Genomic DNA, 21,021 nt, shown 5'->3' with positions numbered 1-21,021 from the left:
CCTCTCTATTGAAGACCGCACCCACATGCTGAAGATCGACAACCTCCACGCAAGCATCGCCGGCAAGGAAATCCTCAAGGGCCTTTCGCTGGACGTGAAGCCCGGCGAAGTCCACGCCATCATGGGCCCCAACGGCGCCGGCAAGTCGACCCTGGGCAACGTGCTCGCCGGCCGCGACGGCTACGAGGCCACCGAAGGCAGCGTGCGTTTCGAGGACGGCGACCTGCTGGCGCTGGACCCGGAGGCCCGCGCGGCCGCCGGCCTGTTCCTGGCGTTCCAGTACCCGGTGGAGATCCCGGGGGTCAACAACACCTACTTCCTGCGCGCCGCGCTCAACGCCCAGCGCAAGGCGCGCGGCGAGGAGGAACTGGATTCCATGCAGTTCCTGAAGCTGGTGCGGCAGAAGCTGGCGGTCCTGCACCTGAAGGACGAACTGCTGCACCGCGGCGTCAACGAGGGCTTCTCCGGCGGCGAGAAGAAGCGCAACGAGATCTTCCAGCTGGCGGTGCTGGAGCCGAAGCTGGCGATCCTGGACGAAACCGACTCGGGCCTGGACATCGACGCGCTCAAGACCGTGGCCGACGGCGTCAACGCCCTGCGCTCGCCGCAGCGTTCGTTCGTGGTCATCACCCACTACCAGCGCCTGCTCGACTACATCAAGCCGGACGTGGTCCATGTCCTGGCCGACGGCCGCATCGTCAAGAGCGGCGGGCCGGAACTGGCGCTGGAGCTGGAAGCGCACGGCTACGACTTCCTCAAGGACCGCGTGGTGCGCGAGGCGGCCAAGTAATGAGCGCGCTCCTGGAATCGCTGGCCGCGGGGTTCCGCGGCAGCCACGAACGCGCGCAGCTGCTCGAAGCGGCCCTGCAGGCCGGCCTGCCCGCCCACCGCGACGAGGCCTGGAAGTACACCTCGCTGCGCCAGCTCGAACGCCGCCGCTTCGGCACCGCGCCGCAGCAGGCCGCGGCCATCGACACCGCGCTGCTGGCCGGCATCCCCGCGCCGCGGCTGGTGTTCGTCAACGGCCGCCATGCCGAAACCCTGAGCGACCTGGCCGGGCTGGACGCGGGCGTGCAGGTGCGGACCCTGTCCTCGCTGCTGGCGACCGGCGACGCGCCCGGCTTCCTCGGCCGCCGCTTCGAACGCCCTGACGAAGTCTTCGCCCAGCTCAACGCCGCGCTCGCCGATGAAGGCGTGCTGGTGGACGTGGCGGAGGACGTCGCCGCGCAGCACCCGCTGCACCTGGTGTTCGTCAGTGCACCGCAGGCGGCGGACCCGGCGCCGGAGAGCGGCGCGAAGGCCGCCGACGACATCGCCTGGCACCACCGCCACCGCATCGAACTGCGCCGCGGCGCGCGCCTGGGACTGGTCGAGCACCACCTCCAGGCCGGCGACAGCGCCCACCTGGACAACACCCTGGTGCATGTCCACCTGGCGCGCGATGCAGCGCTCTCGCACGCCCGCGTGCAGACCGATGCCGCACGCGCCACCTCGCTGCTGCGCACCGACGCGGTGCTGGCGCGCGATGCGCAGTACCGGCGCATCGACCTGGAACTGGGCGCTGCGCTCACCCGCCACGAGCTCAACGTGCGGCTGGAGGGCGACAACGCCCTGCTGGTCGCCAACGGCGTGCTGCTGGGTACCGGCCGCCGCCACCTGGACACCCGCCTGGGCATCGAGCACATCGCCCGCGACACCCGCGCCGAGCTGGTCTGGCGGGGCATCGCCAGCGACCGCAGCCGGGTGGTGTTCCACGGCGGCATCGGCATCCGTGCGGGCGCCGACGGCACCGATGCCAACCTCTCCAACAAGAACCTGCTGCTGTCGGCCGATGCCGAGATCGACACCCAGCCGACCCTGGTGATCGACGCCGACGAGGTCAAGGCCGCGCACGGCGCGACCGTCGGCCAGCTCGACGCCGACGCGCTGTTCTACCTGCGCACGCGCGGGCTGCCGGCCGAGCAGGCCCGTGCCCTGCTCAGCGCCGCGTTCTGCCACGAGCCGCTCGCCGCGGTGGACGGTGCGCTCACCGCCACGCTGGCCGCGCACCTGGACCAGGCGCTGCAGCAGGTGGGCATGGCATGAGCCCGACCCCGCCGACCCCCGCCGGCGCGCCCGACTGGGCGCGGGTGCGCGCCGACTTCCCGCTGCTGATGCGCGAGGTCAACGGCAAGCCGCTGGTGTATTTCGACAACGCCAACACCGCGCAGAAGCCGCTGCCGGTGATCGACGCGGTGGATGCCTTCTACCGCCGCTACAACGCCAATGTCAGCCGCGCGGTGCATGCGCTGGGCACCGAGGCCACCGAGGCCTACGAGGGCGCCCGGGCGCGCCTGGCGCGGTTCCTCAACGTGCCCGGCGACGAGCTGGTGCTGTGCAACGGCACCACCTTCGCGCTCAACCTGGTGGCCTATTCGTGGGCCCTGCCGCGGCTGCAGGCCGGCGACGTGATCCTGGTCTCGCGCATGGAGCACCACGCCAACATCGTGCCCTGGCAGCTGGTGGCGCAGCGGACCGGCGCGCACATCCGCGTGGCCGAGATCCTGCCCGACGGCAGCCTGGACCTGGACGCGCTCAACGCGGCCATGACCGGCGAGGTGAAGCTGCTGGCCCTGGCCCATGTCTCCAACGTCCTGGGCACCGTCAACCCGGTGCGCGAGATCTGCCGCGAAGCACGCCGGCGCGGCATCGTCACCGTGATCGACGGCTCCCAGGCCGCACCGCACCTGACCCTGGACGTGGCCGCCATCGGCTGCGACTTCTACGCCGTCACCGGGCACAAGATGTGCGGCCCCACCGGCACCGGCGCGCTGTGGGCGCGCCGCGAGCTGCTGGAGGCGATGCCGCCGTTCATCGGCGGCGGCGAGATGATCAAGCAGGTCAGCTTCGACGGCACCGTGTTCAACGACGCCCCGCACAAGTTCGAGGCCGGCACGCCGAACATCGCCGGCTTCGTCGGCCTGGGGGCCGCGGTGGACTACCTGGAAACGCTGGGACGCGAGCACATCGCCGCGCGCGAACAGGCGCTGCTGGCGCACCTCACCGAGGAACTGCAACGCGTGGACGGGGTACGCATCTTCGGCACCACGCCGCACAAGGCCGCGGTGGTGTCGTTCCTGGTGGAGGGCGCGCATGCCCACGACCTCGCCACCCTGCTCGACCTGGAAGGCGTGGCGGTGCGCTCGGGACAGCATTGCGCGCACCCGCTGCTGCAGTATTTCGGCGTCGCCGCCACCTGCCGCGCCTCGCTGGCGTTCTACAACACCCACCAGGAGGTGGAGGCGTTCATCGCCGCGTTGCAGAAGGCCCGCGCCCTGCTCGGCTGATCCCGCGCCCCCCGGGCTCCGCCCCGTCCGGCCGGGGCGGGGCCGCTCAGGCCGCCTTGCCGCCGGCCTCGGCGATGGCCTGCTCCACCTGCCGCGCATCGACCGGCCCCAGGAACTGCCGCGCGACCTTGCCGTCCGGTGCGATCAGGTAGGTCATCGGCAACCCGCGCGGGGTGGCGAAGTCGCTCGGCGGGTCGTACGGGTCCAGGATCGCGACCGGATACGTCACCGGGTGCTTCTCCAGGAAGGCGCGCATTTCATCGGCCTCGATGTCCTCGTAGGCCAGGCCGACCACCTCGACATTGGCGCGCATGGCATGCAGCGCCGACAGTTCGGGCATTTCCTGCAGGCACGGCCCGCACCACGTCGCCCAGAAGTTGATCACCACCCACTGCCCGCGGTGGCGGGCCAGGTCGTAGTCGCTGCCGTCCACGGTCCTGATCCGCAGCTGCGGCGTCTCCACGGTGCGCGCCTCGGCGTCGGCGGCCGGCGCCACGGGTGCGGCCGGCGGCGCGGCATCGGCGGCCGGCGCCGGGTCCGCCGGGGGTTTGCAGGCGGCCAGCGCCAGGGCCAGCACGGCCAGGGGGAGCAGTCTCGGGGTCATCGTTGGTCTCCGGTGATGGCGTAGATCTCGTCCACACGGCGCTTGAGCAGCGCGCGCAGCGGCACCCGCAGTTCGTCCAGTGCCTGGCAGGCCGCCTGGCCCAGCGCGTCCTCGCGGAACGGCAGGTATTCCTCGGCGACCGGGATGCGCAGCTGCGAGCTCTCGTACAGCTCGCGCAGGCTCACGCCCGCCAGGTCGCGGGCCAGGAACCAGTGGCCGGCCTCGTCGCGGTGCAGCAGGCGGATGCTTTCCATCTGCGCCAGCAGCTCCTGCAGCAGCGAGTCGGTCAGCATCGGCTCCAGTGCCAGCAGGCGGTCCTCGTCCAGGCCGCGCCCCTGCGCGCGGGCTTCGCGGAACCGCCCGATCAGGCGCAGCAGCCCGTACAGCTCGCAGCCCTGCGGCAGGCGCAGCGCGGCCGGCTGGTAGCGGAAGGCGGCGATCGAGGAGGACAGCGAGGCGCCGAGCAGCACCGAGACCCAGCCCAGGTAGATCCACAGCAGCAGGATCGGCACGAACGCCACCGTGCCGTAGAGCTTCTGGTAGGACTGGAAGCTGCCCAGGTACATGCCCATGCCCCACTTCACCAGCTCCAGCATGGCCACCGCCAGCAGCGCCCCGGGCACCGCGTGCCGCCAGCGCACCGTATGGTGCGGCACCACCCGGTAGACCAGCATGACGCAGGCGAACTCGATCAGCACCGGCGCCAGCCGCAGCGCCAGGTCGGCCAGCCAGCGCCCCTCGACGGTGCCGAACAACGGCAGCGCGAACACCTTGGCCGACACCGCCAGCGAGGCCGCGGCCAGCATCGCGCCCAGGGTCAGCACCGTCCAGTAGACCAGGAAGCGGGTCAGCCGCGGCCGCGCCGAGGCCACCCGCCAGATCCGGTTGAAGATCTGCTCGACGCTGTTGAGGGTGATCAGCAGCGAGACCACCAGCGCGATGAAGCCGGCCGCGGTGAGCTGGCCGACACTGGTCGAGAACTGGCGCAGGTAGCCTTCCGCGGCCCGCGCGGCCGAGGGTACGAAGTTGGAGAACACATAGTCGCTCAGCGCCTCGCTCCAGCGGTCGAACATGGGGAAGGCCGACAGCACCCCGAACACCACGATCGCCAGCGGCACCAGGGCGAACACCGTGGTGTAGGCCAGCGCGCCGGCCGCCTCGAACAGGCGGTCGTCGAGGAAACGCTGCCACAGGAAACGGGCGAAGCTGGCCCGGCGTCCGCGGTCACGGACCCGTTCCATCCATAGATTGAGCGAATCCAGGGGTTCCATGCGGCAAGGGTACCCGATGCAAAGCGCGCCCCGCATCGCCGATACTGCCGCTCCCTGCGTGATGAGTGGATGGTGCGATGGCGGAGATCCTGGTGCTGTACTACAGCCGCGGCGGTTCGGTGGCGCGGCTGGCGCGGCAGATCGCCCGCGGCATCGGCGAGGTGCCGGGCATGAGCGCGCGCCTGCGCAGCGTGCCGCCGGTGGCCGCGATCACCCAGGCCAGCGCGCCGCCGGTCCCGGAAGAGGGCGCGCCCTACGTGGAGATCGCCGACCTGGCCGCCTGCGACGGCATCGTGCTCGGCAGCCCCACCCGGTTCGGCAACATGGCCGCGCCGGTCAAGCATTTCCTCGACGGCCTGGGCGCCGAATGGGTCAACGGCACCCTGGCCGGCAAGCCGGCGGCCGTATTCACGTCCACCGCCTCGATGCACGGCGGGCAGGAGTCGACCCTGCTGTCGATGCAGCTGCCGCTGCTGCACCATGGCTGCCTGATCGTCGGCATTCCGTTCACCGAGCCGGCGCTGAGCCACACCACCACCGGCGGCACCCCCTATGGCGCCAGCCACGTGGCCGGCGTGCAGGACGACCCCCAGCCCAGCGAGGACGAGGCGCAGCTGGCACGCGCGCTGGGCCGGCGCGTGGCCGACATCGCGCGGAGGCTGGCACGATGAACCGGACCGCGCCGCGCCACTCCACCCTGCTGCTGGCGCTGATGGCGCTGGCGGCCCTGTATACGTGGTGGTTCCTGCACGACCGCCATTGGCTGGCGACACAGCTCGTATTCACCGCACCGCCCCTGCTGCTGGCCATCGCCCTGCGCCTGGGCTGGCGGCGGGCGCCATTCTGGTCCGGCGTGCTGGCGCTGGGCTGGTTCAGCCACGGCGTGATGAGCGCCTGGAGCCACCCGGAAACCCTGCGCCTGGCACTGCTGGAGATCGTGCTGTCGCTGGTGGTGGTCACCGTGGTCAGCCTGCCCGGCCTGCGCGCGCGGTTCGGCAAGCGCAGCCCCTGACCCCGGGCCGCCCGCCCCGGGGCAGCGGGAGCCTGTTCCACGCAGGGCCGCGCCCGGGAGGCCGGCGGACGCGGCGCGGCACGCCCCGCATCCGCCACGCCTTATCATTCCCACCTTCACCGTTTGGATCCACCGCAATGATCGAAGACCTCCTGATCGTCACCACCGGCGGCACGATCGACAAGATCTATTTCGACGACAAATCCGACTACCAGATCGGTGACCCGCAGATCGGCATGATCCTGCGCGAGCTGGGCGTGACCTTCCGCTTCAACGTGATCCCGATCCTGCGCAAGGACTCCCTGCACATCACCGATGAGGACCGCGAACTGATCCGCGCCACCATCGCCGCGCAGCCCAGCCGCCACGTACTGGTCACCCACGGCACCGATTCGATGGTGGCCACCGGCAAGGTGCTCAAGGCCCTCACCGGCAAGACCATCGTGATGACCGGTGCGCTCAGCCCGGCGCGCTTCCGCGGGTCCGATGCCGAGTTCAACATCGGCTGCGCGATCGGCGCGGTCCAGTCGCTGCCCGAAGGCGTCTACATCGCCATGAACGGGCGCGTCTGGAACCCGGACAAGGTGCGCAAGAACGTCGAGGCCAACCGCTTCGAGCCGGCCTGAATGGCCCGGGGAACCCGCGCCACCGCCGCGCTGGACAAGGCCGGCATCGACCACGGCCTGCATGCCTACGATTATTCGGCCGAGGTGGACAGCAAGGGCCTGGCCGCGGCGCAGGCGCTGGGCATCGATCCGGCGCGGATGTTCAAGACCCTGATGGCCTGGGTGGACAAGCAGCCGGTGGTGGTGGTGATTCCGTCCGACCGGCGGCTGTCGCTGAAGAAGCTCGCCGCCGCCTGCGGTGGCAAGCAGGCGCGGATGATGGAGATCCCCGAGGCCGAACGCCGCAGCGGCTACCGGGTTGGCGGCATCAGTCCGTTCGCCCAGCAGCGCCCGGCAACCGTGCTGGTCGCCGACGCCGCGCAGGCCCACCCGCGCATCTGGATCAATGCCGGCCAGCGCGGCCTGCTGCTGGACATCGCCCCGGCCGACGCCCTGCACCTGCTGCAGGCCCGTGCCGCCGACCTCTGCGAAGAGTGACCCCGCGCGCCCCAACGCACGCGCCCCGCTCGAGGCGGGGCGCGTGCAGGCGGGCAGCTACTCCGGCGCGGACTCAGGCGTCCAGGCGCAGCATCCAGCCATGGCGGTCCGGCAGGCGTCCGTACTGGATGTCGGTCAGCTCGCGGCGCAGCGACAGGGTGACCTCGCCGGCCGGCGCTTCCAGGTCGCCCACCGAGAAGCCCTCGCCCTTGAGCTGGCCGATCGGGGTGATGACCGCGGCCGTGCCGCAGGCGAACACCTCGGTGATGTCGCCCGAGGCCACGCCCTGCTTCCATTCGTCGATGGTCACCTGGCGCTCCTCCACGGTCATGCCGCGGTCGCGCGCCAGCTGCAGGATCGACTCGCGGGTGATGCCCTCCAGGATCGAACCCGACAGTGCCGGGGTGACCAGCGTGTTGCGCTTGCCATAGACCAGGAACACGTTCATGCCGCCCAGTTCTTCGAGGTACCGGCCCTCGACCGGGTCGAGGAACAGCACCTGCGAGCAGCCCTGGGCCTGTGCCTGCTGCTGCGGCAGCAGCGAGGCGGCATAGTTGCCGCCGCACTTGGCCGCGCCGGTGCCGCCCTTGGCCGCACGCGCGAAATCGGTGGACAGCCAGATCGCCACCGGCGCCACGCCCTTGGCGAAGTACGGGCCAGCCGGGCTGGCGATCACGTAGTAGCTGGCCTGGTGCGCACCGCGTACGCCGAGGAACGCCTCGTCGCCGATCATGAACGGGCGGAAATACAGGCTGGCCTCCTCGGCATCGGACACCCAGTCCTTGTCCACGGCGATCATCTGCTTCAGCGACTCGACGAAGACCTCCACCGGCAGCTGCGGCAGCGCCAGGCGCGCGGCCGAGCGCTGCAGGCGGCGGCCGTTGGCATCCGGACGGAAGGTCCACACCGAGCCGTCGGCATGCCGGTAGGCCTTGATGCCTTCGAAGATCTCCTGGCCGTAGTGCAGCACCGCCGCCGCCGGGTCCAGCGCGATCGGGCCGTAGGGCCGCACCTCCGCGTCGTGCCAGCCCCCGTCCTTGTCCCAGCGCACGGCCACCATGTGGTCGGTGAAGTGCACGCCGAAGCCCGGCTTCTCCAGGATCCTGGCGCGCTCTTCCGCGCTGCGCGGACGGTCCGAACGGGTGACATGGAAGTTCAGGGACTGGGACACCGGATATTTCCTTTCCAGATTGCGGAGGGGAGCCGGCCGCCGCCCACGGGCGCGCCGGCATGGGGCACCACCTTACAACATGCCCGTTTCGAGCCGCGCCGCCTCGGACATCATGTGCCGCCCCCACGGTGGGTCGAACACCAGCTCCACGTCGGCCTCGGCGACCGTGGGGATCATCTCCAGCTTGCTGCGCACGTCGTCGACCAGGATCTCGCCCATGCCGCAGCCCGGCGCGGTCAGCGTCATCTTGACGTCGACCTCGCGCTGGCCGTCGTCCAGGTGCTTGATGTCGACCTCGTAGATCAGCCCAAGATCGACGATGTTGAACGGGATCTCCGGATCGAAGCAGGTCCGCAGCTGTTGCCAGACGAGCTTCTCCACGTCCTCGTCGCCGGCGTCCTGCGGCAGCTCCAGCGCCGCGGGCGGCTCCTTGCCGATCGCATCGCCGTCCTTGCCGGCGATGCGGAACAGGTTGCCCTCGACGAACACGGTATAGCTGCCGCCCAGGGCCTGGGTGATGTAGCCATAGCTGCCGGCGGGCAGGGTCACGCTGTCGCCCTGCGGCACCATCACGGCCGGGCAATCGCGTTCGAAATGGACGGGTTCGCTGCTGCGGGAATACATGGGAATCGATATGGGGACGCGGAGGCCTGCCCGCAAGACAGGCTATTTTATCCGACTGGGCGTGCCGGCCGCTGAAGGGCTATGCTGCGCCGATCTTTCCAGGAATGCCCATGCCTCCCCCTGTCCCGTCGCCTGCCGGCCGCTCCCAGCACTGGCTCTGGCCCCTGCTGTTGCTGCTGGGGAGCTGCACCCTGGTTGTCGCCTGGCTGATGGCCGCGCTGTATACCGGCACCCAGGCCGGCTGGATGGCCATCGCCGCCGCGCTGGAGGTGGTGTGGATGCTGCGCCTGGGCACGTTGGGACGGGGCCGGTTCCGCGTCCTGGTGGCCCTGCTGGCGACGCTGGCGATCACCGCGGCCGCCAACTGGGGCATCGCCGCCACCTACATCGGCGGCCCGATGGGCCTGTCGCCCTGGGAGTCGGCCCTGCGGCTGGGGCCGCACCTGGCCTGGACCCTGGTCGGGCTGGCCAATGGCGCGGTCGAGCTGGCCTGGTTGCTGGCCGCGTTGCTGCTCGCCTGGCGCATGGCCCGCTGACCACGGGCGGCGGCCCCCCCTCCGCGGCGGCCGGCCAACCGCCGGGCGTCCTCAGTGCCCGCCGTCCAGCGCCTTCAGCTCGCTGACCAGCGCGCTCGCCGCCTCGGCGCCGTCGCCGTACAGCATGCGGGTGTTGTCGGCATAGAACAGCGCATTCTCGATGCCGGCGAAGCCGGTGCCCTTGCCGCGCTTGATGACGACGGTGTTCTTCGAGTTGACCACGTCCAGGATCGGCATGCCGTAGATCGGGCTGCCCGGGTCGGTCTTGGCCACCGGGTTGACCACGTCGTTGGCCCCGATCACCAGCGACACGTCGGTGGTGGCGAATTCGGGGTTGATGTCGTCCATGTCGGCGATCAGGTCATAGGGCACGCCGGCCTCGGCCAGCAGCACGTTCATGTGGCCCGGCATGCGGCCGGCGACCGGATGGATGGCGAACTTCACCTTGACGCCGCGCTCGACCAGGCGCTGCGCGAGCTCCCAGATCTTGTGCTGCGCCTGCGCCACCGCCATGCCGTAGCCGGGCACGATCACCACCCGCTCGGCATAGGCCATCATCGCCGCCACGTCGGCCGCCTCGATCGGCTTCTGGCTGCCGGCGATCTCCGCCGCCGCCTGCCCGCCGCCGCCGAAATGGGAGAACAGCACCCCGCTGATCGGGCGGTTCATCGCCTTGGCCATCAGTCGGGTCAGCAGGATGCCCGCGGCACCGACCATCATGCCGGCGATGATCAGCGCCTCGTTGCCCAGCACGTAGCCCTCGAACGCCACGGCCAGCCCGGTGAACGCGTTGTACAGCGAGATCACCACCGGCATGTCGGCACCGCCGATCGGCAGGGTCATCAGCACGCCCAGCGCCAGCGCCGCCACGAAGAAGGCGATGATCGCCACCGGCTGCAGGCTCAGCGCCGCCCACACGCCCAGCGCCACCATCGCCACGGCCACCAGCAGGTTGAACGCCTGCTGCCCGGGAAAGGTGACGCGCTTGTCCAGGCGGCCGTCGAGCTTGGCCCAGGCGATGACCGAACCGGACAGCGACACCGCGCCGATGGCCGAGCCGATGATCGCCAGCACCAGCACGGTGGCCGAGGGCTGGCGTGCCGCTAGCGCGGCGATGGCTTCCGCGCTCCAGTGGCTGGTATCGCGCCCCGCCACGTCGGCGAAGCGCAGCAGCTCCACCGCGCCGATGGCCGCGGCCGAGCCGCCGCCCATGCCGTTGTACAGCGCCACCATCTGCGGCATGTCGGTGATGGCGACCTTCTTCGCCGACACCCATGCCAGGCCGGTGCCCAGCACCAGCGCCACCAGGATCAGCGCGAGGTTGTGCAGGCCCGGCAGGAAGAACGTGGCGACGGTGGCGAGCAGCATGCCCGCGCCCGCCCAGTGGATGCCGCTGCGCGCGGTCCTGGGCGAGGCCATGCGCTGCAGGCCGAGCAGGAACAGCGTCGCCGCCACCAGGTAGCTCGCGCTCACCAGCCAGGACAGCCCCTGCGCGGTCACCGCGGCGGCTCCCCGGCGCCCGGCTTGCGGCTGGACTTGAACATTTCCAGCATGCGCTCGGTGACCACGTAGCCGCCGGCCGCATTGCCCGCCCCCAGCGCCACGGCGATGAAGCCGATGATCTTCTCCAGCGGCGTGTCGGCGTGGCCCAGCACCACCATCGCGCCGATCAGCACGATGCCGTGGATGAAGTTGGAGCCCGACATCAGCGGCGTATGCAGGATCACCGGCACCCGCGAGATGATCACGTGGCCGGCGATCGCCGCCAGCATGAAAATGTACAACGCCACGAACCCGTCGCTCATTGTCGTCCTCTCCGCGGCTGCGGCCGCACAGCGCGCATCATAACCATGCGATGAACGCGCGCGCGACCCGGCCTGTCAACCGATGCGGCCTCCGGGCGTTGATACCGCCAGGACCGACCGGAACGCTACCCTGTGCTGGTGACCAGCTCCCCCATCGCCCCTGCCGCCGAGACCGCCCCCCCGGCCTCCCTGGACGCCTTCCTGGCCGGTATCGGGCCGCGCGCCTTCCGCTTCGCCGAGGCCGGCCTGCGCCAGCGCGAAGACGCCCTGGACGCGGTCCAGGACGCCATGGAGCGCATGCTCGGCTACCGCGGACAGCCGGCGAGCGAATGGACGCCGCTGTTCTGGAGCATCCTGCGGCGGCGCATCATCGACCTGCAGCGCCGCCGCAGCTTCCGGCTCCGCTTCTGGGCACCCGCGCAGGACGACGAGGACGCCAGCATCGACTGGGCCGACGACGGGCCCGGCCCGGCACAGCGGCACGAACAGCGCGAGGACTACGAGCGGCTGGTACGGGCGCTGCGGCAGCTGCCGGCGCGCCAGCGCGAGGCCTTCTCGCTGCGGGTGCTGCAGGAGCTGGACGTGGCCACCACCGCCAGGGCCATGGGCTGCTCGGAAGGCTCGGTCAAGACCCACCTGTCGCGCGCGCGCGACGCGTTGCAGAAACAACTGGAGGCCACGCGATGAACCGCCTGCCCACATCCCCGCACGGCGACCCCGACCGTTCCCTGCGGCACCTGCAGCGGCAGGCCGACGCCGCGCTGTCCCCGGCCACCCTGGCGCGCCTGCGCCAGGCGCGGCACCAGGCCACCCACGGTGCGCCCGCCCCGCGCCTGCGCCACCGCGGCTGGTGGCTGGCCACCGCCTGCTCGGCGGTACTGGCGGTGACCGTCGCGGTGCAGTTCCATCGCAGCGCGCCGCCGCTGCCGGCCGATGTCGCCGCCGATGCCAACCAGGCGCTGGCCGACGACGCCCTGCTGTTCGACGAGAGTCCCGAAATGTACCTGTGGCTGGGCTCTGATGCCCTGGCGATGGAGTGAGACCCATGAAGACCCGCCTGTACCTGTTGCTGCTGCTCCTGGCCTGCACCGCGCCCGCCTTCGCCCAGCCACGGCTGCCCGAATGGGACCAGCTCACCCCGGCCCAGCGCGAGACCCTGATCGCTCCGATGCGTGAGCGCTGGAACGCCTCGCCCGAGCGCCGCCAGCGGATGTACGACCATGCCCGCGGCTGGCAGCAGATGTCGCCGGAGCAGCACTCCCAGGCACGCCGCGGCATGCGCCGTTTCGAGAACATGTCGCCGCAGCAGCAGCGCGAGGCGCGCGCCCTGTTCTCGCGCATGCGCACCATGGACAAGGCCGAGCGCGAACAGCTGCGCGACCGCTGGCACCGGATGACGCCGGAGCAGCGCCAGCAGTGGCTGGACGCCCACCCCGAACACTGAGCCCGTACCCGCTGCTGACGGCGCAGCACTGGCCGGCGCCTGTCGAGGGCGGCCCGTGCCGGCCATCCGTACCGGCCTGCCTGCACCGCGTCCTGGTCACCGCATGACCGGACCCGGTGCGCACCGCCCCCGCCCACCGCCGTCCACAGGCCCCGGACACGCTTCCCCGGGGCGGTGGCTTGGGCCGCCGCCCGTCAGGCCGTGGGCGCGGCTGCGTCCGCGGGCCGTTCCGGCCAGACCGTCTTCGCCAGCAGTTCGTCGTCCCAGTCGAAGGCCAGCGCAGCGTCCTTCAGGAACAGTGCAACGAAGTTGAACACGTTGCGCGCGTACATCTCGCTGGCATGGACCGCTCCCATGCTCGCCAGGTCGAGCGGACCGGCGACGGTCACGCCGTCGACCTGGAAGGTTTCGCCCGGGCGCGTCGCCTCGCAGTTGCCGCCGGTCTCGGCCGCCAGGTCCACGATCACGCTGCCCGGTCGCATGCCGGCGACCATCGCCGCGCCGATGATCTTCGGCGCGGGCCGGCCCGGGACCGCCGCGGTGCAGATCACCACGTCCACGCTCCGGAGGTGTTCGGCCAGCCGGCGCTGCTGTTCGGCGCGTTCCTCCTCGGTGAGCGCACGCGCGTAGCCGCCCTCGCCGGCGGCGCTGACCCCCAGGTCCAGGAACTTGCCACCGAGCGACTCGATCTGCTCGCGGGTTTCCGGGCGTACGTCGAACCCTTCCACCTGCGCGCCCAGGCGCTTCGCGGTGGCGATCGCCTGCAGTCCGGCCACGCCGGCGCCCACCACCAGCACCCGCGAGGGACGGATGGTGCCGGCGGCGGTGGTCAGCATCGGGAAGAAGCGCGGCGCCAGTTGTGCGGCGATCAGCGTGGCCTTGTAGCCGGCCATGCCGGCCTGCGAGCTGAGCACGTCCATCGACTGCGCGCGGGTCGTGCGCGGCAGGCGTTCCAGCGGGAACACCCGCAGTTCCCCGGCCCGCAGCGCCGCGGCGCGTGCCGGGTCGGCGTCCGGATGCAGGCTGCCCACCAGCACCGTGCCGGGCCGCAGCTGCTCGATCAGGGCAACCGGCGGCGCCTGCACGCACAGCACCAGGTCCGCCTCGGCGAGCGCATCGTCGATCCGCGCCCCGGCATCGCGGTAGGCCTGGTCGGTGAACCCGGCGGCGCTGCCGGCGCCGGCCTGCAGCGCGACCCTCGCGCCCGCCGCGACCAGCTTCCCGACCGTTTCCGGCGTGGCCGCCACGCGCCGCTCGCCCACCGCGGCCTCCTTCAACACCCGTACCTCAACGGCCATGCCGGTCTCCGCTGCGCAGTCAAGAAGCTAGGCGCCGAATCGTAGCAAAGCCGGTACGGGTGCCGCGCCTCCCCCCGCCCGCGCTCAGTGCAGCGTGGCCGACGGCGGGCCCAGGCGGTCGATCACCCCCTGCATCGCGCTGTCGAACGCGCCGTCGTCCTCGTGTGGCCGCAGCCGCCCCAGCCGCTCCATCACCAGCAGCTCCTCCGGCGAGGCCACGCAGAAACGGATGCCGCGGCGGTTGACGAACAGCAGGCGCGAGGAGATCGGACTGATCCACGACAGCTTGCCCGCCTGCACCCGGCCGTCCTTGTCGACGAAATCCAGCCAGGTGCCGATCTCCATGCGCCGGAAACGCTCGGCGTCGGCCTGGTCGATGGCGTCGGTGCGGACGTCGGCGCCCAGGTCCAGGGCCACCGGCTCCGGCTCGGGCGCCGCCGGCAGGCTCACCCGCGGCAGTTCCGGCAACGCGCGTTCCAGGTCCGGGCGCGCCTGGGCGATGGCCTGCAGGGTGTCGTGCAGCGCCTCGATCGCCCCGGTGCTGCTCTCGCCGTGCAGGCCGACGCTGGCGAACACCTTGCGCAGCTGCGGCTGGATGGCCTGCAGCCAGGGCTTGCCGACGACATGCCGGCGCGCCTGCGCGACTTCCTCCAGCAGCACGTCGGCGGTGGCCAGCGCCTCGCCGACCGCGGGACCGTCCTCGCCCTCGCGCAGCAGGCTCAACACCAGGTGATGGTTCCAGGGCTCGCGCAGGAACCCCAGCACCGCCGCCGGCAGCATCCCGTCCTGCACCCGCGCCTCCAGCTCCAGGGCGGCGCGGGCGCGCGCCATCTCGAGCTTCTCCTGGCCGCGCTGGGTCTCGGCGGCACGGCGCTCGGCGATCTCGGAACGACGCCGGTGCTGGGCGAGGAAGTCGCGGAACTCCTCCTCCAGGGTCAGGAAGATCGTCAGGTTCTCGTTGAACCCGGCGATCAGCCGGTCCACGATCTCCTCGACCTTGCCCATCAGTGTCCGTTCGGCCTGGCTCTGCCCGGTATTGCCCTCGCAGGCCTCGGCCAGCGAATTGAGCAGGCGCCGCGCCGGGTGGGTCTTCTGCACGAACATGCGCCGGTCCAGCATCGCCACCTTGACGAACGGCACCACCAGGCGGCCGATCAGCTCGCGCGGCCGCCCTTCCAGCTCGCGCTCGTCGAGCATCACGTCGAACAGCATGCCCACCAGGTCGATGGCGTCCTCGTCCTTCGGGTCCAGCCGCGCCTGGCCCGGGTCCACGCCCAGGCGGGTGGCGCCGGACAACACTTCGTTCTTCAGCCGTTGCGCCAGCGACTCGCTCTGGTCGCCCACCGCCGCCCGCAGGGTCTCGGTCGGCGTGGCCTGCAGCAGCGACAGCACCGACATCATCTCGTGCTGGCTCAAGGGCCGCTCGTGCGCGCGCGGCTCCGGTGCGCCGGTAGCCGACGCGCCCCGTGCATCGCGCGACTGCGCGAGCAGTTCGTGCAGCGCTTCCAGGATCATGCTCTGGCTGCCCCCCGCGGCGTCGCCCTCCTGCGGGTCCGCCTGCGCGGCCCAGTGCGCGTTGAAGCGCCGCGCCCAGGCCGGCGGCTGCTGCATGCCGGCCGGGTCGGCATCGCCGGCCGGGCCGGCGTCGGCGCCCGGCTCGCCCGCCACCGGTGCCGGCCGCGCGGACGCATCGCGGCGCTGCAGCGGCGAGATGTCCGGCATCACTCCCGACTGCGCCAGGTGCTCGTCCAGCTCGCGGTAGATGCGCCCGGCCTGTGCGGCGAACTCGCGCTCGCACAGCTTGATCAGCACCAGCCGCACCTCGGCCGCCAGGTCGCACAGGCCGAAGGCCTCGTGCATGGCCACGCCGATGTGCTCGGGCCCGATCGGGTTGGTGTCCGCGTCCAGCGCGCCCAGCCCGGCGATGCAGGCCAGCCGGCGGTCGAGCCGCGCCAGCACCGGCTTCCAGTCGCGCAGCACCACGCCGGCGAAATTGCGCACCGCCAGCCGCGATTCCAGCTCATGCTCGGACACCAGGCTCAGGCCGGCCTCCTGCTGCCCGGGGCGGGCCATCACCGTCTCGGCCGACAGCGGCGTGCCCGCCTCCAGCGCGTCCCAGGCCTGCTGCAGGTGCGCGGCGAACCGCGCGGCGGCATCCTCGCGACGCCGGCGCAGTTCGCGCATGCCGTCCAGGAACGGGGTCTGCGCCGCGCCGGCATTGGCCGCGCGGTCGAACAGCACATCGTCGAAACCGGCCAGGGCCCGGCCGAACGCCGCCGCCAGCGCCGGCACCGCGATCCCGCGCGACAGCGCCAACAGTTCCGGCGTGCGTCCGGAACCTTCGGGAGACTGCGGATTGAAGATCATGCGCGACAACTCCGCACCCATGGCAGGTGACGATCGGCCATGGGCTGTAGGTGAGGAAGGCGGCCCCCTGCTTCCCGCTCCTGCATGGTAGAAGTCCCGGCCGGAACCGGCCAGTGATGCAGTCCGCACTTTGTGCCTCATGGTCGCCGCCGCGCGGTGCCGCGGTGCCGCGCACCTGCAGCGGCCGTGCAGGAACCATTGTCTATACTCGCTGGCCACCCTCACCGCACCCGAGCCATGACCGACTCCTGTTTCCTGCGTGCGCTGGGCCAGCGCCGTTCGGTGCCGTCGCTGCAGCTGGGCGAACCCGCCCCGGACCCCGCCACGTTGATGGCGATGCTGGCCGCGGCGGTGCGCGTTCCCGACCACGGCAAGCTGGTGCCGTTCCGCTTCCTGCGGCTGCAGGGCGACGCCCGCCATGCGCTGGGCGACTTCCTTGCCCGGCGCAGCCTCGAACGCACCCCGGACGCGTCGCCGGCGATGATCGAGAAGGACCGCCAGCGGTTCGCCCGCGCGCCGCTGATCGTGACCGTGATCGCGCGCCTGCAGGACAACCCCAAGGTGCCCGAGCAGGAGCAGCTGCTGACTGCCGGCTGTGTCTGCTTCGCCCTGCTGCAGGCGGCCCAGGGCTTCGGCTTCGGCGCGCAGTGGCTGACGGCCTGGATGGCCTACGACCCCGAGGTCGCCCGCCACCTGGGGCTGGCCGGCAACGAGCGCATCGTCGGCTTCATCCATATCGGCACTCCCCGTCTCCAGGTGCCCGAGCGCGAGCGCCCCGACCCCGCGCCCCTGCTGCAGGACTGGAGTCCCGGCCATGCGTGACCGGCGGCGGCCGCGCCCCGCCGCCCGCAGCCGCCCGCGGGGCGCGCCGGCATGACCCCGCTGTACCTGGTCGATGCCAGCCTGTACGTGTTCCGCGCCTGGCACTCGATGCCCGACAGCTTCCAGGATGCGCAGGGCTGGCCGAGCAATGCCGTGCACGGGTTCGCGCGTTTCCTGCTGGACCTGCTGGAACGCGAGCGCCCGCTGCACATCGCGGTGGCCTTCGACGAGGCGCTGGACAGCTGCTTCCGGCACCGCCTCTATCCCGACTACAAGGCCAACCGCGATCCGGCGCCGGAAGCCCTGCGCCGGCAGTTCGCCCACTGCAAGGCGCTGTGCGCGGCCCTCGGCCTGGCGGTACTGGCCGACCGCGACTACGAGGCCGACGACCTGATCGGCAGCGCCCTGCACGCTGGACGCGGCCGTGCGCTGCGCGGGGTGATCGTCTCCGCCGACAAGGACCTGTCGCAGCTGCTGGCCGGCCACGACCAGCAGTGGGACTACGCCCGCGACCAGCGCTGGGACGCGGCCGGGGTCAAGGCACGCCACGGCGTGCACGCCCACCAGATCGCCGACTACCTGGCGCTGTGCGGCGACGCCGTGGACAACATCCCCGGCGTCAGCGGCATCGGCGCCAAGTCCGCAGCCGTGCTGCTGGCCCACTTCGGCAGCCTGGACGCACTGCTGGCGCGCATCGACGAAGTGCCGTTCCTGCGCCTGCGCGGCGCCGCGACGCTGGCCACGCGCCTGCGCGAGCAGCGCGACCGCGCCCTGCTGTTCCGGCAACTGACCACCATCGCCCTGGACGCACCGCTGGACGGCGCGCCGGCGGACTTCGCGCGCGGCAAGGCCGATGCGGACATGCTCGCCGGCCTGTGCGAAGCGCTGCGCTTCGGCCCGCTTACCCGGCGCCGGCTGCTGGCCGCCGCCGGCCTGGACACCGCCGCCCCTCCCGCCCGTGAGCCCGCATGAACCCGAACTCCGCAGAACCCCGCATCGTCTATGAAGGCAAGTACCAGCGCATGGTCGTGCGCGGTACCTGGGAATACAGCGAGCGCACCCACGCCGGCGGCCTGGCCGCGATCATCGTCGCCGTCACGCCCGAGGACCGGGTGCTGTTCGTGGAGCAGTTCCGCGTACCGCTGCAGGCGCGCAGCATCGAGATGCCGGCCGGGCTGGTGGGCGATGTCGATGCCGGCGAGTCGATCGAGGCCTCGGCGGTGCGCGAGCTGGAAGAGGAAACCGGCTGGACCGCCGACCACGCCGAGGTATTGATGATCGGGCCCACCTCCTCGGGCGCCAGCAGCGAGCGGGTCGCCTTCGTCCGTGCCACCGGCCTGCGCCGCGTCGGCCCCGGCGGCGGCGATGCCAGCGAGGACATCACCGTCCACGAAGTGCCGCGCGCCGAGGCCGCGGCGTGGCTGGTGCGGAAGATGGCCGAGGGCTACGAGGCCGACGCCAAGCTGTGGGCCGGGCTGTGGATGATCGAGCACCACCTGGACGGCCGCCGCCGTGGCTGACGCCGGCCTGCCCCCCCTGCCGGCACTGCTGGATGCCGACGACCCCGCCGTCTACACCGTCCACCAGCCCGGCGGCAGCTCCCCGTTCCTGCTGCTGGCCGACCACGCCGGGCAGCAGGTGCCGCGCGGACTGGCCGGGCTCGGACTGGCCCAGGCCGAGCTGGACCGTCATATCGGCTGGGACATCGGCATCGCCGCCACCACCCGTGCGCTGGCCCGGCGGCTGGATGCCTGGGCGATCGAACAGACCTATTCGCGGCTGCTGATCGACTGCAACCGCCCGCTGGCCTCGCCGACACTGATCCCCGACGTCAGCGACCACACCCCCGTACCGGGCAATGCCGGGCTGAGCGATGCGCAGCGGCAGCAGCGCATCGCGGCCATCCACGCGCCGTACCATGCGCGCATCGCGGCCGAGCTGGATGCGCGCCGCGAGGCCGGCCGCCCGACCCTGCTGGTGATGATGCACAGCTTCACCCCGGCGATGAACGGCATGCAACGGCCGTGGCAGGCCGGCGTGCTCTACCACCAGGACACGCGCTTCGCCCATGCCCTGCTGGCGGCGCTGCGTGCCGAAGGCGACCTGGTGGTGGGCGACAACGAACCCTACGCGGTCACCCGCACCAGCGACTACGCCGTGCCGGTGCATGGCGAAGACCGCGGCCTGGTGCACGTGGAGCTGGAGATCCGCCAGGACCTGATCGCCGACGCCGCCGGCCAGGAAGCCTGGGCGGAGCGGCTGGCGCGGATTTTCCGCGACCTGCAGCCCGCACTGCTGGCACAGACCGCGGTAACGGCGTAACCGCGGCACCAGACCACAGCCGGAAGGACCGGACCGCGGGAACGCCCCGGCGGGGCACGGCCCCGCTCTACGGGAAACCAGCGGGTAGCGCCGGGCCATGCCCGGCCGGGATTGCCCGGGAACGCCCCAGCGGGGCGTGGCCCCGCTCTACGGGAAACCGGTGGGCAGCGCCGGGCCATGCCCGGCGGGGACTGCCCGGGAGGGCCTCAGCGGGGCAAGGCCCCGCTCTACAGGAAACCGACGGGTAGCGCCGGGCCATGCCCGGCGGGGACTGCCCGGGAGGGCCTCAGCGGGGCAAGGCCCCGCTCTACAGGGGACGGGTATGCAATCCCGGGCTCAGGCGAAGCGGTCGGTGGCGCGCACCAGGGCGTCCACGTTCTCCGCCTCGAACGCGGAATGCCCGGACGCCGGGGTGATCTCCAGCTGCGCCTTCGGCCAGGCCTTGTGCAGGTCCCAGGCGTTGCCCAGCGGACACACCACGTCGTACCGGCCGTGGACGATCACGCCCGGGATGTCGGCGATGCGGTGCACGTCGCGCAGCAACTGCTCTTCCACCTCGAAGAAGCCGCCGTTGACGAAGTAGTGGTTCTCGATGCGCGCGAACGCCAGGGCGAACTGCGGGTCTTCATGGCTGTCGACGAAGTCGTCGTCCACGTGCAAGAAGCTGGTCGCGCCTTCCCAGACGCTCCAGGCCTTGGCCGCGGCGAGCCGGGTGGCTTCGTCGTCGCTGGTCAGGCGGCGGTTGAAGGCCGAGATCAGGTCGTGGCGCTCCACCGCCGGGATCGCCGCGATGTAGTGGTCCCAGGCATCGGGGAACAGGCGGCTGGCGCCTTCCTGGTAGAACCACTCCAGCTCCCAGCGGCGCAGCATGAAGATGCCGCGCAGGACCAGCTCGGTCACCCGCTGCGGGTGGGCCTCGGCATAGGCCAGCGCGAGGGTCGACCCCCAGCTGCCACCGAACACCTGCCAGCGGTCGAGCCCCAGGTGCTCGCGCAGCTTCTCGATGTCGGCCACCAGGTGCCAGGTGGTGTTGTCCACCAGGTCGGCATGCGGCGTGGAGCGTCCCGCGCCACGCTGGTCGAACAGGATGATGCGGTACTTCGCCGGGTCGTGGAACTGGCGCATCTTCGCCGTGCAGCCGCCACCGGGACCGCCGTGCAGCATCACCACCGGCTTGCCATCCGGGTTGCCGCACTGTTCGTAGTACAGCGTATGGCGGTCGTCGACCTTCAGGGTGCCGACGTCGTAGGGAGTGATGGCGGGATAAAGCGTGCGCATGTGCGGACTCACTTGCTGGGAGAACCCCGATTGTAGAG

Annotated in this window: 24 protein-coding genes; 15 read left to right on the top strand and 9 right to left on the bottom strand. The window is 71.6% G+C overall.

Going from position 1 to position 21,021, the window contains the following annotated elements; all coding sequences use genetic code 11:
* Window positions 1-25 precede the first annotated feature (25 nt).
* The 3 genes from sufC to K5L01_RS13685 are packed head-to-tail and all read left to right on the top strand — an operon-like array spanning window position 26 to window position 3,326.
* Window positions 26-790 carry a Fe-S cluster assembly ATPase SufC gene (sufC, locus tag K5L01_RS13695; protein WP_250065159.1) on the top strand — a complete coding sequence of 255 codons (765 nt, stop codon included), beginning with the start codon at window positions 26-28 and terminating at the stop codon, window positions 788-790.
* Window positions 790-2,085, top strand: a complete 1,296-nt coding sequence (sufD, locus tag K5L01_RS13690; RefSeq protein ID WP_250065158.1) for a Fe-S cluster assembly protein SufD — start codon at window positions 790-792, stop codon at window positions 2,083-2,085. The genes sufC and sufD overlap by 1 nt, the downstream gene beginning before the upstream one ends.
* A complete protein-coding gene (locus K5L01_RS13685; RefSeq protein WP_250065157.1) occupies window positions 2,082-3,326 on the top strand; it encodes a cysteine desulfurase in 1,245 nt (414 codons plus the stop codon). Before sufD ends, K5L01_RS13685 begins: the two co-directional genes overlap by 4 nt.
* A 46-nt stretch (window positions 3,327-3,372) precedes the next feature.
* Here the strand turns inward: K5L01_RS13685 and K5L01_RS13680 are convergent, their stop codons facing one another.
* Together K5L01_RS13680 and K5L01_RS13675 are read right to left on the bottom strand one after the other, a co-directional pair.
* On the bottom strand, window positions 3,373-3,930 hold the full coding sequence (locus tag K5L01_RS13680; RefSeq protein WP_250065156.1) for a TlpA family protein disulfide reductase: 558 nt from the start codon (window positions 3,928-3,930) through the stop codon (window positions 3,373-3,375).
* On the bottom strand, window positions 3,927-5,201 hold the full coding sequence (locus K5L01_RS13675) for a YihY family inner membrane protein (protein WP_250065155.1): 1,275 nt from the start codon (window positions 5,199-5,201) through the stop codon (window positions 3,927-3,929). Before K5L01_RS13675 ends, K5L01_RS13680 begins: the two co-directional genes overlap by 4 nt.
* A 77-nt stretch (window positions 5,202-5,278) precedes the next feature.
* Here K5L01_RS13675 and wrbA point away from each other — a divergent pair, with 77 nt between their 5' ends.
* From wrbA to ybaK, 4 genes are all read left to right on the top strand, one after another.
* Window positions 5,279-5,872: an NAD(P)H:quinone oxidoreductase gene (wrbA, locus tag K5L01_RS13670; protein WP_250065154.1), complete on the top strand. Its 594-nt coding sequence runs from the start codon at window positions 5,279-5,281 to the stop codon at window positions 5,870-5,872.
* Window positions 5,869-6,213, top strand: coding sequence for a DUF2069 domain-containing protein (locus K5L01_RS13665; protein ID WP_250065153.1), 345 nt, complete (start codon window positions 5,869-5,871; stop codon window positions 6,211-6,213). The genes wrbA and K5L01_RS13665 overlap by 4 nt, the downstream gene beginning before the upstream one ends.
* 140 nt (window positions 6,214-6,353) lie before the next feature.
* A complete protein-coding gene (locus K5L01_RS13660) occupies window positions 6,354-6,839 on the top strand; it encodes an asparaginase domain-containing protein (RefSeq protein WP_250065217.1) in 486 nt (161 codons plus the stop codon).
* Window positions 6,840-7,316: a Cys-tRNA(Pro) deacylase gene (gene ybaK, locus K5L01_RS13655; RefSeq protein ID WP_250065152.1), complete on the top strand. Its 477-nt coding sequence runs from the start codon at window positions 6,840-6,842 to the stop codon at window positions 7,314-7,316.
* A 73-nt stretch (window positions 7,317-7,389) separates the two neighbouring features.
* Here ybaK and K5L01_RS13650 read toward each other — a convergent pair whose 3' ends face one another.
* Together K5L01_RS13650 and sufT are read right to left on the bottom strand one after the other, a co-directional pair.
* Window positions 7,390-8,487 carry a branched-chain amino acid aminotransferase gene (locus K5L01_RS13650; RefSeq protein ID WP_250065151.1) on the bottom strand — a complete coding sequence of 366 codons (1,098 nt, stop codon included), beginning with the start codon at window positions 8,485-8,487 and terminating at the stop codon, window positions 7,390-7,392.
* Between the two features lie 72 nt (window positions 8,488-8,559).
* Window positions 8,560-9,111 carry a putative Fe-S cluster assembly protein SufT gene (gene sufT, locus K5L01_RS13645; RefSeq protein ID WP_250065150.1) on the bottom strand — a complete coding sequence of 184 codons (552 nt, stop codon included), beginning with the start codon at window positions 9,109-9,111 and terminating at the stop codon, window positions 8,560-8,562.
* A gap of 110 nt (window positions 9,112-9,221) precedes the next feature.
* On the opposite strand from sufT, the gene K5L01_RS13640 reads away from it, so the two are divergent.
* The gene (locus K5L01_RS13640) at window positions 9,222-9,647 is read left to right on the top strand and encodes a hypothetical protein (protein WP_250065149.1); all 426 of its coding nucleotides are present in this window, start codon (window positions 9,222-9,224) and stop codon (window positions 9,645-9,647) included.
* A 51-nt stretch (window positions 9,648-9,698) separates the two neighbouring features.
* Here K5L01_RS13640 and K5L01_RS13635 read toward each other — a convergent pair whose 3' ends face one another.
* Together K5L01_RS13635 and K5L01_RS13630 are read right to left on the bottom strand one after the other, a co-directional pair.
* Window positions 9,699-11,147 carry an NAD(P)(+) transhydrogenase (Re/Si-specific) subunit beta gene (locus tag K5L01_RS13635; protein ID WP_250065148.1) on the bottom strand — a complete coding sequence of 483 codons (1,449 nt, stop codon included), beginning with the start codon at window positions 11,145-11,147 and terminating at the stop codon, window positions 9,699-9,701.
* Window positions 11,144-11,452, bottom strand: coding sequence for an NAD(P) transhydrogenase subunit alpha part 2 (locus tag K5L01_RS13630; protein ID WP_250065147.1), 309 nt, complete (start codon window positions 11,450-11,452; stop codon window positions 11,144-11,146). Before K5L01_RS13630 ends, K5L01_RS13635 begins: the two co-directional genes overlap by 4 nt.
* Before the next feature lie 132 nt (window positions 11,453-11,584).
* On the opposite strand from K5L01_RS13630, the gene K5L01_RS13625 reads away from it, so the two are divergent.
* From K5L01_RS13625 to K5L01_RS13615, 3 genes are read left to right on the top strand one after another with little or no spacing between them, the layout of a single operon-like run.
* Entirely contained in the window at window positions 11,585-12,139 is a 555-nt protein-coding gene (locus tag K5L01_RS13625; RefSeq protein ID WP_250065146.1) for an RNA polymerase sigma factor, read from the top strand.
* Complete coding sequence (locus tag K5L01_RS13620) at window positions 12,136-12,492, top strand: hypothetical protein (protein ID WP_250065145.1); 357 nt, start codon at window positions 12,136-12,138, stop codon at window positions 12,490-12,492. Before K5L01_RS13625 ends, K5L01_RS13620 begins: the two co-directional genes overlap by 4 nt.
* A 5-nt stretch (window positions 12,493-12,497) precedes the next feature.
* A complete protein-coding gene (locus K5L01_RS13615) occupies window positions 12,498-12,896 on the top strand; it encodes a DUF3106 domain-containing protein (RefSeq protein ID WP_250065144.1) in 399 nt (132 codons plus the stop codon).
* A gap of 194 nt (window positions 12,897-13,090) precedes the next feature.
* On the opposite strand, the gene K5L01_RS13610 is transcribed toward K5L01_RS13615, so the two are convergent.
* Window positions 13,091-14,194, bottom strand: coding sequence for an NAD(P) transhydrogenase subunit alpha (locus K5L01_RS13610; protein ID WP_250065143.1), 1,104 nt, complete (start codon window positions 14,192-14,194; stop codon window positions 13,091-13,093).
* 84 nt (window positions 14,195-14,278) lie between these two features.
* The gene (locus K5L01_RS13605; RefSeq protein WP_250065142.1) at window positions 14,279-16,561 is read right to left on the bottom strand and encodes a DUF1631 domain-containing protein; all 2,283 of its coding nucleotides are present in this window, start codon (window positions 16,559-16,561) and stop codon (window positions 14,279-14,281) included.
* A gap of 237 nt (window positions 16,562-16,798) precedes the next feature.
* On the opposite strand from K5L01_RS13605, the gene K5L01_RS13600 reads away from it, so the two are divergent.
* From K5L01_RS13600 to K5L01_RS13585, 4 genes are read left to right on the top strand one after another with little or no spacing between them, the layout of a single operon-like run.
* Window positions 16,799-17,383, top strand: coding sequence for a nitroreductase family protein (locus K5L01_RS13600; protein ID WP_250065141.1), 585 nt, complete (start codon window positions 16,799-16,801; stop codon window positions 17,381-17,383).
* Between the two features lie 51 nt (window positions 17,384-17,434).
* The gene (locus K5L01_RS13595) at window positions 17,435-18,355 is read left to right on the top strand and encodes a 5'-3' exonuclease (protein WP_250065140.1); all 921 of its coding nucleotides are present in this window, start codon (window positions 17,435-17,437) and stop codon (window positions 18,353-18,355) included.
* Entirely contained in the window at window positions 18,352-18,903 is a 552-nt protein-coding gene (locus K5L01_RS13590; RefSeq protein ID WP_250065139.1) for an NUDIX hydrolase, read from the top strand. Before K5L01_RS13595 ends, K5L01_RS13590 begins: the two co-directional genes overlap by 4 nt.
* On the top strand, window positions 18,896-19,705 hold the full coding sequence (locus tag K5L01_RS13585; RefSeq protein WP_250065138.1) for an N-formylglutamate amidohydrolase: 810 nt from the start codon (window positions 18,896-18,898) through the stop codon (window positions 19,703-19,705). Before K5L01_RS13590 ends, K5L01_RS13585 begins: the two co-directional genes overlap by 8 nt.
* A 336-nt stretch (window positions 19,706-20,041) precedes the next feature.
* Here K5L01_RS13585 and pip read toward each other — a convergent pair whose 3' ends face one another.
* The gene (gene pip / locus K5L01_RS13580; RefSeq protein ID WP_250065137.1) at window positions 20,042-20,983 is read right to left on the bottom strand and encodes a prolyl aminopeptidase; all 942 of its coding nucleotides are present in this window, start codon (window positions 20,981-20,983) and stop codon (window positions 20,042-20,044) included.
* Window positions 20,984-21,021 lie beyond the last annotated feature (38 nt).

It is taken from the genome of Stenotrophomonas mori (assembly GCF_023556335.1).
In the GTDB taxonomy this organism is placed as follows: domain Bacteria; phylum Pseudomonadota; class Gammaproteobacteria; order Xanthomonadales; family Xanthomonadaceae; genus Stenotrophomonas; species Stenotrophomonas mori.
This window is presented reverse-complemented; position numbering and strand designations above follow the sequence as displayed.